Source organism: Rosettibacter firmus (assembly GCF_036860695.1).
GTDB classification, from domain to species: domain Bacteria; phylum Bacteroidota; class Ignavibacteria; order Ignavibacteriales; family Melioribacteraceae; genus Rosettibacter; species Rosettibacter firmus.
On record NZ_JAYKGJ010000001.1, the window covers coordinates 1,117,992 to 1,131,576 of the forward strand.

Below are 13,585 nucleotides of genomic sequence, written 5' to 3' on the forward strand. Positions count from 1 at the left end.
CTGATCAATTAATTTTAATATTGCTTAGTTTATTTTCATCGTAATTAATTTTTACATTCATTGATAACTTATCAATATATGTTTGAATAATAAATTTCGATTTCTCTTTTTTTAATAATCTATGAGCTAAATCATAAACTTCATTAAAATCTTTAAGCTTGCTTTCTTTTTTCCCGAGCACTTTAAATATTACATAATAGTTTTCAATTTTTACTGGACCATAAACTTTATTTAAATCAGCCTTCTCTAAATAATCCTGAAGAACTCCAAATTGTGATAAGTTAGAAAATTCAATTACGCCTTCATTTTCTGCAGTTTTTAGTGAATTTTCTTTTGCTATTTTACCAAAGTCTTCCCCTTTATTAATCAGATTGAAAAGACTATCTGCAACTTTCTTACTGGAAACAATTATTTCCTGTATTTTAAATTGTGGTTCGGTCATAAAATAAATTTTGTTGTTTTTGTAAAACTCAAAAATTGCACTATCTGGAAACTGAAAACTATTATGAATTTCTGCACGTTTATATTTCAGGAAAATGTTTTTATTATACTTTTCAATCATTGTAATAACTTCGGGATTTATATCATACTTTTTTTCTTTAGCTAAATTCATTAATAAATCCTGTACAACAATACCTTTTACAACTGCTTCTAATGCTTCAAGTGAATTAATTTTTATACGATGGAACTCTGGTATTTCATCAATTCGATTTTTAAGTTCATTAACTGTATAACTTTTGTTCTCATATTTTACGCATACTTCTTTACTAACTGGATTTTCTAAATTTTTATTTTGAATCAGATTAGCAAAAAGTGTTTTAAGGCGTTGTTCGTCAACAAAAATTTTATTTAAGTCGACCACTTTTTTTAGATAATCAAGTTCTGCATTTCTTTTCTTACGCAGTCTAATTATTTGCTTCATATGAGATTTTTTCTTTTGAAATTCCCATTCTGTAATTATTGGGCGAGTTACTTTATCTTCAAGTTTGATTATACTGTAACCATATTTTGTTTTTACTGGTTTAGAAATTTCTCCAACTTTCATACTATAAGCAGCATCTTCGAAAGCAGGATCCATATCGCCCCAGCTGAAATATCCAAGATAACCACCATTATTAGCAAGTATAGAATCAGTAAAAATTTGTTTTGCCAGTGAATCGAAACTTGCACCATTAATTACGAGTTTGTATAAACTATCTGCTTCTTCTTCTGTAAATGCAAATAAATGTCGTGCTGCTACTTTCTGATTTGTTTTTAAAAATGCATCTCGTAGTTCTTCTTCGGTTGCATCTATTTTTGCATAAATCTCTCTATCTTTTAAGAAAGCAAGTATAGTTTGTTTTTTTGCCCAGTTTAATTCTTTCAAATATTCTGGATTATTAAAAATATTTTTGTTGTCATCGTAATAGTAGAGTAATATTTCATTAATCATATTTTGAAGAATTGAACGGCGAGTAACTATATTATCCTTTATTCCAGAAGTCAATAAAAATTCTTCGTAACGAGTTTTAAACTCGTTGACTAAAATTTTATGATTACCAACTACTGCCAGAACATCATCATTAACTCTGAATGATAATACAACTGGCAGTAAAAGAATTAATAAATAATTTTTATGTTTTCTTATTATTAACATAATTTAGTTTAATAACATAATTGCATATGGTTTAAGAGTAATTTCATCAGTTGGAATTTTTTTCCCATTAATGAGTTCGTTCCATATGCTTTTTTCTTTCAAGTATTTTTTATGCTTAAAATTAATTTTAAATTCGTATGGATTTATGTTAGCAATTATTATCATCTTCTGATTTAAGTATTCTCTTTTATATATCAATAAGTCATCGTCTTGTTCTGACAAAAATTCAACATCACCGAGTGATAAACTTTTATTATTATTTCTAAGTGCAGCAAGCATTTTATACCAATTAAAAAGTGAATCATCAAAAGAAACTTTATCTGGTATTCGAGATTTTCCAAGTGGATGAGATTTTTCATCATCATATTGAAATTCTTTCCAGAGCATTGGTTTACGACAATCTGGATCATCTCCACCCCACATACCTGCTTCGTCTCCATAATAAATATGAGGAGCTCCAGGAAGTGTAAATTGAATTGCAACAGCTAACTTTTGTTTTTTTCGTTCTTCTTCATTTGGTTTTCTAACATCAAATTTCGGATTTTGTCCTGGATGTCCATCGTGATCATACAAATTATCTGGATTAACAATTAATGATGCTAACCTTTCTGTATCGTGGCTTCCAAGTAAATTCATCATTACAAAATAATTTTCTTCATATTGATTCATCATGGTTTTAATTGTATCAATAAAACCATTAATTCCTGTAAAATATTTTTTAGAAAAAATTAAATTTTTTATTGCTCTTGTAAATCGATAATTCATCACTGCATCAAATTCATTTTTGAGCCATGGAGTTGCATTATACATTTCATCATTACGCCAATCTTTCCACCAGACTTCGCCAACAAGATATGCTTCGGGATTAATTTCTCGAACCCATTTTCTAAACTTTTGCCAGAATTTATGATTGACCATATCAGCTACATCAAGACGCCAGCCATCAATTCCATCTGATGGATTACCATCACCATCTGGATCCATCCATCTTTTAATAACAGCATGTATGTGATTTGAAGGTCCTTCAACAATTCCATTTTCATCTTCATTTATTTCTGGTAAATCTTTAACTCCATACCATCCTTGATAATCAAATTCATTTTCTGGTGTTTCTGGATTATCCCATTTTTTAATTATATACCAATCTTTGTATTTAGAATTTTGTTGATTTTTTATAATATCCTGAAATGCCCAGAATGTTGTTCCAGTGTGATTAAAGACCCCATCAATAATAATTTTAATATTTCTTGAATGAGCTTCTTGAATTAATTTCAGGAAAAGTTTATCTGCAGAAGTCCATTGCCATGTTGAAGGATCAGCAGGATTTTCACTTTCCCAAATTTTTCTATCACCTTCGGGATCTGGACCAAAGTTATTATCGATATGATGATACATCGCTGCATCATATTTATGAAGTGAAGGTGCTTCGAATATTGGATTTAGGTAAATAGCAGTTATTCCAAGTTCTTTTAAATAATCAAGTTTATCAATAATTCCTTGAATATCACCACCATATCTTCTCAAACCAGCATTTCTATAGAAATCCATTCCAGTATTCTTTTCCCAGGGTTGAAGTTCATACCAGTCAGATGTCCAAGGATGAATTTGCCAGTCATCAGGTACAAAATATGGCCATGATCCTTTTAAATCTATTGGCTTGGGATCATTTGATTTATCTCCATTATAAAATCTTTCTGGAAATATTTGATACCAGATAGCTTCTTTAGCCCATTGCGGTGGCTCAGAAAAATTTGTTTGAGCAAAATTAATTATTGAAACAAATAGTATTATTGTAATTAATTTAGTCATGATTGCTTTCTTCAATAAATTAATTCAAGTGTTATAAAGTTTGATACATCTAAATCGATCATCAACGTGTTAGCTTCGTAACTATAATTTTTAATTTCTTTCTTGTTCAGGTTAATCTTTCTGGGTTTATCAATTCCTACAAATTTCAGATTATATTTTTTTACACTACTTTGATAATCATTTTTAATTTTCTCTACACTAAGTTTAATCGACTTCGAATTTTGTTCAATCAAAAATTTTGTAAGTGAATATTTACCATTTTCGTTATCATAACTAATTCCATCATCTTCATAAAAAGTATATTCAGACTTAGCTGAAGGAAAAATTAGGAACTGCAGTGAATCAACATTTTTTTCTCCAACATAATTCAAGACTTCTTGCATTGGAATAATTCCACCTTCTTTCAAGAAAATCGGGATTTTGTTAATTGGTACTTCTTTAATAATCCATTTACCACCATCAATAACTTTATTTTCATCCCAGTCATACCATCTTCCCGCAGGAAGGTAAAGTTTTTTAAATTTATCATAAGAATTTAAAACTGGAGCTACCAATAAATTTTCTCCAATCATAAATTGATATTGAGCATCATGATAATAACTATTCTCATCATACTGGTAATTAACAAACATTGCTCTCATTATTGGTAAACCAGTTTGAGTTGAATTATAAAATTCATTATACCAGAAAGGAAGCAATTTATATCTTAATTGAATAGCTCGTTTTATATCGGGTTCTACAAAGTCACCAAAAGTATAAGGTTCTCGAAAGCGAGTATCAATTGCAGAATGTCCTCTAAAGAATGGTGTAAAAGCACCAAGCTGATACCATCTAATTATTAATTCATCTGAAGGTTCACCAATAAAACCACCAACATCAGAACCAATAAATGGAACTCCACTCAAACCCATATTAAGAGACATGGTGCAGGCAAGATAAAGATGTTCATCATTTGCAATATTATCTCCAGTCCACACAGCAGCATATCTTTGAATGCCAGAAAAACCAGCACGTGTGAGAATAAAATGTCTTTTATTAGAATATTTTCTTAGACCATCATAAGTAGCTTTAGCCATCGAAAGTCCATATACATTATGAATTTTTTTATGAGATGCGGTAAAACCATTATCATCAAAGAGAACTATATCAGGGAAATTCTGTCCCCAAACAGCTGGTTCATTCATATCATTCCAGATTCCTTCAACACCCTGGTTTAAGAATCCACCTATTTTTTCACCCCACCATGTGCGTGTTGCTTCTTTTGTAAAATCGGGGAAATAAGCCCAGCTTGGCCAAACTTCTCCCTGATAAAATGTTCCATCTGGATAGCGAGCAAATAAATTATTTTTTACACCTTCCTGTGCAACAAAATAATTTGAATCTACTTTAACTCCAGGATCAATAATTGTAACTACTTTAAAACCAAGATTCTTTAAATCTCTTAATAATTTTTCAGGATCAGGGAAACGTTCTTTATTCCAGGTGAAAACTCTATACTCATCCATGTAATGAATATCAAAATAAATTACATCACATGGAATTTTTCTTTCTCTAAATGTATTTGCAATTGTTCTTACAAGTGATTCTGGATAATAACTATAACGACTTTGTTGATATCCCAATGACCAGAGTGGTGGGAGATGAATTCTTCCTGTAAGTTTTGTATAATCTGAAATAACTCTTTTAATATCAGGTCCATAAATAAAATAATAATCCATTTCTCCGCCTTCTGCACCAAACCAATAAAATCTATTATTGCTCGCTCCAAAATTAAAGTACGATTTATAAGTGTTGTCAAAGAAAATTCCATACGCTTTGTAATTTCTAATTCCAATAAAGAAAGGAATTGACTGATAAAGCTCGTCGCTTCTACTTGTGTAAGCAGGGAAATCAGTATTCCACAATTTATATTGTTTCCCATTTCTTAATAATCCATCAGTCTTCTCGCCAAGTCCATAAAATTTCTCATCATTGAAAAGTTTTTTAAAACAACGAACTTCATCATTATCAAATGCAACTCCAAAACTTTCTTCGTCTTGATTTAATAAATTATTATTTGTGTCGTAAATCGAAATTCGACAGGGTTTCTTTGAAATATTTATAATCAGTTCATCTGTTTTAATTATTAACCTATCCTCCTGATCATTTAGTGAAAATTTAGATTTTGATGGTAAAGGATAAGTAATTGCATAAGAAGGAGCTAATGAAAAATCTTTTTGATTAGTAAATCGGAAACGAATGATATTATTGTCAATTACATAAAGATTAAATTTAGAATTGGTAAGTTCAAATTCAATTCTGTTATCAAATACTTTATAATTTTTAATATTGCCAGCAAATTCAAATTCTGCATAGGTATACGAAAAAGCAACTACAAATAGTAAAATGAAGATGATATTTCTCATTGCTTTACTCGAGTTTAGTGAAGAAATTTTTTTGAAAGATATAAAAAATGTGTTCAAAATCATTCAGGATCAATAAAAGTTAATGTGTCAAATAAAAGATGTTTTATTAAAGGAATATGTATATACAAATAATTCACCTTATTTAACAGCGTAAAAAAAATACAAATATGATACCATAAAAATTATTAATTAAAATTACTTTTTGTGATTTTTGCTGATTTTTAAGAAATCGTTTACTTATTATATTGATAATTTTCAGTTATTATTTTAATAAGTAATATTTATTTGAGTAGAATCATCTTCTTTGTCTCAGAAAAATTTCCTGCTTGAATTCTATAGAAGTAAACTCCACTTGGTAAATCTGAAGCATTAAATTTTATTTCATATCTTCCTGCTTGTTGTACTTCGTTTACAAGTGTTGTTACTTCTCTTCCAAGTATATCATACACTTTTAATATCACATTACTTGTTGAAGGAATTTGATAATTGATAAATGTGGTGGGATTAAATGGATTGGGATAATTTTGTTCAAGTGAAAATTTTTGAAGAGTTTCATTTTCTATAAAAGTGTTTACAATTCTTGGGAGATAATATGGATCTGCTATTGCACTTCGATAAGTCTGTAAAGAAAAATCAGAAGAATTAATTCTCCAATCTGTATCAACATTTCCTTCTAGCTTTCTAATATGAAACCATGTAACAGCTTTAATTTTGGGGAAAGAATATTTTAAAAATAAGGAATATGCCTTTCTAATCCATTCTGATTTAGTTCCTCCAATTTCAACAGAAGCAAATTCAGCAATCATCAATGGTTTGTTATAGCTTTCAAATTTTTGATAAAGTGATTTAAAAATGTCATTAAACTCAATCCAGCCAGACCAGCTTTGAGTTCTACCAAAATTATAACCATCAAAACCAATCCAATCAACATATTCATCTCCAGGATAATAATTTTCTGGAACATTCCAGCTTTCATTTGGCGAGCTTCCATTGTTTGGACACCAGATCCATACAACATTATTAACACCTTCTTCTTTGAATAAATCATGAACTCTTTTGTATGCTGCTATAAATCTTTCTGGACCATCAGGTTTATCTGGATCACCAAAACCATTTTTTGTTCCACCACCATTCTTAGCACCACCATATGTATACCAATCACCATTAAATTCGTGACCCAATCGAATAAAAAGTGGTAATCCCCAATTCTTAACCTGTTTTGCATATCCTCTTATATAATTATCATAATTTCCATTAATAATTCCATCAAGTGGATAAGGAGAACCACTTACCTGAGGCATCCAGGTTATATGTGGAATAGAACCATTGCTAACAATTTGATTACACTTTGATTCAGGAAAATCTGGGATTTTATTTGAAGGCCAACCAGTAAAGAACATTTCTATTGCTATTTCTTTTCCAGCAAGTTCTACAAATTCTTTATGAGAATTATTACCCGTAAAAGCAGCATGATAACAACCATTCTGGGGAACTGGAATTAATTGTCCATAAACATTTATTCCAATTATTAATTGAATAAGTATTAATATTTTCTTCATGATCACTTTTTTATTACTTAATTAATATTATCTTTTTAATTTGTTGTTGATTATTCACACTTAATTTACAGAAGTAAATTCCACTCGAAAGTTTTGAAGCATCAAATTTTATTTCGTGTTTACCAGGTTGTTTTACTTCATTAGTTAATGTAGCAACTTCTCTTCCTAAAATATCATAAACTTTAATAGATACATAACCAGATTTTGACAATCGATAACTAATTATAGTTTGTGAATTAAACGGATTGGGATAATTTTGATACAATTCAAAATCCTCTCGAAGATTAACTTCAGTTTCATCAATTTCATTTAAAATTCCATCAATATTATTAAAAGGGGCATTTAAATATTTGAGTGCACTTGCTACAGGTTTAGCAGTTCTTCTATCCATTGAATATAAACCCATTGTTTGCCATCCTCCAGTTCGATTTTGATACCAATCAAAAACAGTCCACCACGTTGTAGCAGCCAGGCAACCATTTAAATCATTTAATTTACCTGATTCATCGTATGGAAGAAAGAATTTAAATGCATTAAAAGTTTCATTAAGTACTTTAATCTGAGTTTGTTCTTCTGTACCATCTTCTTTTGACCAATAACCAAATTCAGTATCAATTATTGGCTTTTTGGGATAAGAATTTTTTGCATCAAGTAGAAATTTTAATGTTCCTCCATAGTAATCAAAAGCTTTACCGTAAAAAATCCCGAAGTACATTGTCCATCCAGCAATATCGAGTGGAGATTGTGTAGGATCATTTGCTCCAGGATTATTAGCAGCTGATGATTGTGTGAGCAATCTTCCATCTGGATAATTGGTAATTAGATCAACTTTAATTTTATTATTAAAAATCTGTCTATTGGTTATTTCTTTGCATTCATTATTAGTACTCCACATAATTATTGAAGGACGATTAAAATCTCTAAAGACCATTTCACGAAACATTTGTTCGTGAATATGTCTTTGATTGTTTTGAATTTGCCATTCTTCTGCATTATCAAACCACCAGACTGGAATTTCTTCCATAATTGCAAGTCCTAATCTATCTGCAATTAAATATGTATAAAGATGATTTGGATAGTGAGCCGTTCGTAAATATTTTACATTCAGTGATTTTACAATTTCCAGGTCTGAATAAATAATATCGAGTGGTAAACTTCTTCCGTAAACAGGATGATCTTCGTGTCGTGCAACACCAGGTAAAAAATATATTTTATTATTCAATATTAGTTTATTGTCTTTTACTTCTACTTTACGAATTCCAAATTGAGTATAAAATTCATCAACAATTTTATTATCGGTTATTAAACTTACTTTCATAACATAAAGATCAGGTTCTTTAGGTGACCAGATTCTGGGATTAGGTATTTTAAGTTGTGTTCTCCAGACTGAAATTGAATCTGCAGGAATTTCTGTAGTTGTACTAAAAGTTCCAGTTTGAATTTTATTTCCAAGAATATCAGAAGCAAATTCAGAAGTAATATTATTTTCTGTAATGTTAGCTTCAAATATTTCAATTGTTGCTGTTACATTTTTTGATGAATTATTTCTATTAGATAATACAACTGTAGTTTGAATATTTCCCTCGATATCAAGTGGAACAATGTTAGTTCTTATTACAGAAACAGGATTACTGAATTCTAAATAAACATCTTGAATTATTCCTGTATAATTAAACCAATCACATACAGTAAAAGGAACAATATCTTTTCGTGTTCCCCATTTAGGATTATCAACTCTTACTGTAATCTGGTTTAATACTCCATACTCAAGTTTATCTGAGACATCAAATGCAAATGGTGTATATCCTCCTTCGTGATAACCAACATACTTTCCATTCAACCATACATCTGCCACATAATTGACCGAATAAAAAATAAGTTTTGCAAATTTATTTCTAAGTGAATCTTCTACATAAAAAGTTCTTCGATACCATACACCATCTTCATACAACTCAGGTGGTTTTGTAGTAGAAGTCATAGTATTTTCAACAGCAGGTAGAGTTTTACTTTCCCACGCAGAATCATCGTAATCTGGTAAATGCTTTCCTTCAGCTTCGGCAATTAAATTATTATAGCCGTTTAAATCTCTTTTAGAAAGAGTAATATTATCCGAAGCATTAAATCTTTTTTTCTTCCATTCACCTTTTAAATCAATTATAATTCTTTTTTGTTTTTCAAAAGAAGGAAGTGGCATTCCATTTTGATAAGGAATTTTAATTCCATTATAATCTATTAATTTAAGAGTTGCTTCAAGTGTGGCAGTCTGTGAAGATATTAGATTGAAAAAACCAGATAAAAAAAAGTAAATGAGAAAGTAAAATTTCTTCATAAAAATTCCTTTTTGAAAATTTTATTCAAAAAGGATACCGATCGAAATGTTTAATTATATTTCATTATTTAAGGAGAGAATCATTCAGAAGGAAGAAAATTATTAAAGTAATAAGTTCTGGTTATTAAATTAATAATCCATAAAACATTTATTCGAGATTCTTATTCATTTTTTCCAGTTTAGATTCCAGCTCGAGCATCTTTTTAATTTTCTCATCTAAAATTTTATTCTGTTGTTTTAATTGTTCAAGCTTATTATCTATTTCTTTTTCAAATTCAGTTTTACTCCAGTAACCTCTCTGTTCAAAATAATTTTTAAATAACCAGTTATGTTTCAATGCTTCCATATTTTCAGCAAAGCTTGAAGTAGCAAGTTTAGCTTCTTCAGAAGTTTTAGTCAGATTGTTTAATAAAATTTTTAATGAATCGACAACTGATTGATCAGATATTAAAGCTCCTAAAAGTCCTTCTCCCTGATCAACTTTATCGACAAGGTTTCTAATATCAGCTGATGCACTATCAACATTAGCAATTATGGTTTTTATACTTCCTGTCATCTCAATAATAATATCCGAAACATCAGTTAATCTTTCTGTAATTGCTGTTAAACTTTTATCTGCATTTTGTGTAATACTAACTGCTGAGCGATAAAGTTTATCATCGTTTACAATTTTTCCAATAGTACCTTCTCCCTTATTTACTTTTGAAACTATATCAGCAAGATCTTTGGTAAGATTTTTAAGGTAAGAAATTACAGCTTCAGATTCTTCGACTATAGCTGAAATATTCAATGGATTTTTTGATTTAATAATTCCACCATCTTCAATTTCTGCAAGATTAGGTGAACCTGGTGTTATTGTAACAATTTTCTTCCCTACGAGTCCTTCAGTTTCAATTGCTGCCTGGCTATCTAATCGAATAAATCTTTTTAGTTCACTATCAATTCTCATCCTTACTTCAACATTGCCAGTTTTTTCATCGACAAGTGAAATTCCACTTACGCTTCCAATATCATAGCCACTTAATCTTACAGGAGCACCAGTTTTTAATCCTTCAATTTGATTAAAGTATGCTTTTATTTCTATTGTAGTAGTAAACAACTTTTCTTTGCTACCAATTAAAAAGATTGATATGATAAGCAAAATAGTTCCTATAAAAATAAAAATCCCGAGACGTGCACCTTCAAGTTGTTTTAACATTTTTGCCTCATCTATTCTTTTATAAATTCATGACTGAAAAAGTTTTTAAGAAAAGGATCATTAGAATTAATTAATTCTTGAATACTTCCTTCATAAGCAATTTTAGAATCTTTAAGAAAAATAGCACGGTCTGCAATAATTTCTGCACACATCAAATCATGAGTAACAACAATTGAAGTCATATTTAATTTTTTTTGAAGAGTAAGAATTAAATCGCTTATTTCTTTTGTTGTAATTGGATCAAGACCAGTAGTAGGTTCATCATAAAGCATAAGTTCAGGATCAGTAATAATTGATCGAGCAAGACCAATTCTTTTTTTCATACCACCAGAAAGTTCTGCAGGCATTTTATCAATTGCTTCTTTCAGAGATACAAGTTCAAGTGTATAATGAATTTTATCTTCTATTTGTTTTGGTGTCATTTCTGGAAATAGTCTTTTTAGAGGAAAGGCAAGATTTTCTCTTACAGTCATAGAATCATAAAGAGCAGAACTCTGAAAAAGAAAGCCAATATTTTTTCTTAGATCATTCAGTTCATTAAGAGATAATTTCAAAATATTTTTTCCATTAATAAAAATATTACCTTCATCTGGTTTCATCAGTCCAACTATGCATTTAAGCAAAACACTTTTGCCCTGTCCACTTCTTCCAAAAACAACAAGATTTTCTCCCCGATTAACTTCGAGCGAAATTTTATCGAGCACGGTTAAGCCATTAAACCGTTTTGTTAAATTTTCTACTATTACTACTCGAGAGTCGGCCATAACCATAATGAAATTTTTACTAATATCATATCAAAAATTAAAATCAATAATGAAGAAAGAACAACTGATGTAGTTGAAGCTCGACCCACACCTTCAGTTCCCCCTTCGGCTGTAAACCCTTTGTAAGAACCAACAATTCCAACTATGTATCCAAATACAAAAGTTTTTGCTACGCCAGGAATAAAATCTCCAAACTCAATTGCACGAATAACAGAATCAATATAATAATGAAAACTCATGCTTTCAGTTATTACAATTGCAATAAATCCACCAAAGATTGCTATAACAATTACATAAATTGAAAGCAGTGGTAAAATCATTGTAGTAGCAATTACACGAGTTACAACAAGATATTTAAATGGATTAACAGCCGAGACTTCCATTGCATCAATTTGTTCTGTCACTCTCATAGAACCAAGTTCTGCACCAATTCCAGAACTTACACGACCAGCAAAAATTAATGCCGTAATTACTGGTCCTAATTCTCTTACTACAGATAAAGCAACCATTCCAGGCAAAAAATCAGATGCACCAAATCTTTGCATAACAGGTTGACTTTGCATTGCTAAAACCAATCCAATTATTAAACCAGTAACACTAACAATTCCAAAAGTTTTAACACCAAGTTCATCCATGTGCTTTTTAATTTCTGCAATTTCATAAGGTGGAAGAAATACCTGTTTGAAGAATTCAATACTAAAAATTGTTAAGCCTGTAATGGTAGCAAAAAAATTATAAATATAATCTGATGTTTTTAATCTGCGGCCATATTTCTGGCGTGGTAGTTTCATTGAAATAAACTTATTTTTCTATTTCAAAATAGTAAAAGTTTATGAAATTATTTTTTATTCATTTTACAAATTATCAAGAAAGCATTTTGCATATTTAAACATGAAAATAATATTTTTTCTTAAAATTGCTCTTAAATTATATTTCAAGAATTAAATTCAAAAAATAAAATGGAAACATTTAAATATTCTTTCTTTGCAAAACTTATTTACAGATATGGCAATATTATTGCAACTCTGATGTTATCGTTGCATTTAATTTCATCAATTTATTATATGAACGAAAAGTTTATTTTAATAATCCCAGCTTTAATAAATGCATTGATAATTATTTATCTTAATAAATATTTTATAATGACTTATAAATTTTTCCCTTTTAAAATTATTGTTGATAAGAACAAACTAATATGCAGCAATTTCTTTTTAAGCAAAAAGAATGTTGAAATTGAATTTAAGAATATTAACGAAATTACAGGTGGTATTTTTAGCGGATATCCAACTAAACCTATTTATATACACGATAAGAGTAATAATCAAACAATAGGATTTTATACACACTTAAAAGGCTTTCAAAAACTATTAACAATAATTTTACAAAATATTCCAGAAAATCTTTACAACGAATTATTAGAAAAAATACAAAAGAAAAAAAAGCCCACCAAAATTTGATGGGCAAACTTTTATGCTTTATTAACTAAAATTGCATCTTTTGCCTGTTTTGCAACTCTAAACTTAACAACTTTTTTTGCTGGAATTGTTATTACTTCTCCTGTTTTTGGATTACGCCCTTGACGAGCTTTTCTTTGAACCAGAACTAATTTTCCTAATCCAGGAATTACAAAAGATTTTTTTGCTTCTTTATAAGCAAGCTTTACAAATTCATTAATAAATAAACCTGCTTGCTTTTTTGTAAGACCTGTTTTTTTTGCCATATAGTCGAGTATTTGACTTTTGGTCATTGCCATTATGTAACTCCTTTATTGTTTGAAGTTAATTCGTTCGAAATTTAATACTTTTTCATTTCAAAACAAATATTTTTTAATAAAATATTTATCAATTGATGAATTTATTTTATTATTATAAATCAATATTATTAT

At 29.3% G+C, this 13,585-nt stretch carries 10 protein-coding genes; 1 reads left to right on the forward strand and 9 read right to left on the reverse strand.

Annotation, left to right across the window (positions count from 1 at the left end; translation table 11 throughout):
* Positions 1-4: 4 nt before the first annotated feature.
* From VJY38_RS04790 to VJY38_RS04825, 8 genes are all read right to left on the reverse strand, one after another.
* Positions 5-1,636 (reverse strand): peptidylprolyl isomerase, encoded by a 1,632-nt coding sequence (locus VJY38_RS04790; RefSeq protein ID WP_353679530.1) that lies wholly within the window; start codon positions 1,634-1,636, stop codon positions 5-7.
* A gap of 3 nt (positions 1,637-1,639) precedes the next feature.
* On the reverse strand, positions 1,640-3,445 hold the full coding sequence (locus VJY38_RS04795; RefSeq protein WP_353679531.1) for a glycoside hydrolase family 13 protein: 1,806 nt from the start codon (positions 3,443-3,445) through the stop codon (positions 1,640-1,642).
* 11 nt (positions 3,446-3,456) lie between these two features.
* Positions 3,457-5,850: a glycoside hydrolase family 31 protein gene (locus VJY38_RS04800; RefSeq protein WP_353679532.1), complete on the reverse strand. Its 2,394-nt coding sequence runs from the start codon at positions 5,848-5,850 to the stop codon at positions 3,457-3,459.
* 281 nt (positions 5,851-6,131) lie between these two features.
* Positions 6,132-7,409: a glycosyl hydrolase gene (locus VJY38_RS04805; protein ID WP_353679533.1), complete on the reverse strand. Its 1,278-nt coding sequence runs from the start codon at positions 7,407-7,409 to the stop codon at positions 6,132-6,134.
* 13 nt (positions 7,410-7,422) lie between these two features.
* On the reverse strand, positions 7,423-9,738 hold the full coding sequence (locus tag VJY38_RS04810; RefSeq protein ID WP_353679534.1) for a glycoside hydrolase family 2 TIM barrel-domain containing protein: 2,316 nt from the start codon (positions 9,736-9,738) through the stop codon (positions 7,423-7,425).
* Positions 9,739-9,886: 148 nt separating this feature from the next.
* Entirely contained in the window at positions 9,887-10,936 is a 1,050-nt protein-coding gene (locus tag VJY38_RS04815) for an MlaD family protein (protein ID WP_353679535.1), read from the reverse strand.
* 11 nt (positions 10,937-10,947) lie between these two features.
* A complete protein-coding gene (locus VJY38_RS04820; RefSeq protein ID WP_353679536.1) occupies positions 10,948-11,700 on the reverse strand; it encodes an ABC transporter ATP-binding protein in 753 nt (250 codons plus the stop codon).
* The gene (locus VJY38_RS04825) at positions 11,682-12,491 is read right to left on the reverse strand and encodes an MlaE family ABC transporter permease (protein ID WP_353679537.1); all 810 of its coding nucleotides are present in this window, start codon (positions 12,489-12,491) and stop codon (positions 11,682-11,684) included. Before VJY38_RS04825 ends, VJY38_RS04820 begins: the two co-directional genes overlap by 19 nt.
* 168 nt (positions 12,492-12,659) lie before the next feature.
* Here VJY38_RS04825 and VJY38_RS04830 point away from each other — a divergent pair, with 168 nt between their 5' ends.
* Positions 12,660-13,157 carry a hypothetical protein gene (locus tag VJY38_RS04830; protein WP_353679538.1) on the forward strand — a complete coding sequence of 166 codons (498 nt, stop codon included), beginning with the start codon at positions 12,660-12,662 and terminating at the stop codon, positions 13,155-13,157.
* Positions 13,158-13,168: 11 nt separating this feature from the next.
* Here the strand turns inward: VJY38_RS04830 and VJY38_RS04835 are convergent, their stop codons facing one another.
* Complete coding sequence (locus VJY38_RS04835; RefSeq protein WP_353679539.1) at positions 13,169-13,453, reverse strand: HU family DNA-binding protein; 285 nt, start codon at positions 13,451-13,453, stop codon at positions 13,169-13,171.
* Between the last annotated feature and the right edge of the window lie 132 nt (positions 13,454-13,585).